Annotated in this window: 2 protein-coding genes; both read right to left on the bottom strand. The window is 35.6% G+C overall.

Features of this window, described 5'->3' with window-relative positions; translation table 11 throughout:
• Positions 1-38 precede the first annotated feature (38 nt).
• Positions 39-944: an IS3 family transposase gene (locus JKM87_RS17605; RefSeq protein WP_202081775.1), complete on the bottom strand. Its 906-nt coding sequence runs from the start codon at positions 942-944 to the stop codon at positions 39-41.
• Positions 899-1108: hypothetical protein (locus JKM87_RS17610; protein ID WP_202081773.1), on the bottom strand; the 210-nt coding region annotated here is incomplete at its 5' end. The genes JKM87_RS17605 and JKM87_RS17610, both read right to left, overlap by 46 nt.

Consider the following 1108-nt stretch of genomic DNA (forward strand, 5'->3'; position numbering starts at 1 on the left):
TGGGCTTACCCCTGTCAAGTAGACATTGTAAAAAAAGACTAAGCAGCCAGTGTGACTCTATATTCTATTGGAGCACACTGGTTGAGTCGTTTCTGAAACCTTTTAAAGTTATAGTAATAAACCGCATCTTCAATCACTTGTAATAGTTCTTGTTCTGTTTTACAATTTGAGGGATACAACATCTCTGTTTTAAAGTGGGAGAAAAACGATTCTACACAGGCATTATCAAGGCAGTTTCCTTTGCGAGAGTGGCTGCCAATTATGCCATATTCCTGTAGTCGTTGGTTGTATTTTTTGGACGTGTATTGGAAACCTTGATCCGAATGAAGGATGGTTCCATGCACGTTTTTTTTCTTTATCACTTCATCAATTGTATCCATGACTAGGTCTAAGTCGTTTCGATCTGAAACTTTCCATGAAATAACTTCGTTATTGAACAGATCCTGGACAACAGATAAATAGTAAAATCGACCATTGAAAGGCAGATAAGTAATATCTGTTACCAATACTTCATTTGGTTTTCGATTCTTAAACTCTCTATTTACAAGGTTCGGATATATATTTGATCCCTTTTTACCGAAGTAACGACGTTTCTTTCTTATAGTTGATTGGATTCCCATATCTTTCATCAATCGATAAACACGTTTATGATTAACGACTAACCCTTCTTTTTTTAAGGCTGTTGTTACACGTGGATATCCAAAAGCCTTCTCCTTTTGATGAATGGCCATAATATGATTCTTTATCAAATCATCTCTTGCTTTTCTTTCACAATACGCAACCTGATTATCTAACCATTTATAATACCCAGAGCGATGTACATTAGCGATTCCACAAAGCAGAATAAGAGGATAAGATCCCCTCATCTTATGTATGATCTGATACCTTATAGATACTTTTACTTCACCTCCCCATTTAGATTTGGATAACGCTTTTTTAAGTATTCAGCCTGTGCCTTATAATAGTCTCTCTCTTCTTCAATTGTATTAAATGTTGTTTTAGGTCTTCCTATTAAAGGATTTCCCTTAGCCGATCCTTTTCCACGATAATCATCAAAAGATTCTCCACTCTTAAACTTCCTAACCCATACTTTTAACTGAGTAGAACT

It is taken from the genome of Caldalkalibacillus salinus, assembly GCF_016745835.1.
Lineage (GTDB): Bacteria > Bacillota > Bacilli > Caldalkalibacillales > JCM-10596 > Caldalkalibacillus_A > Caldalkalibacillus_A salinus.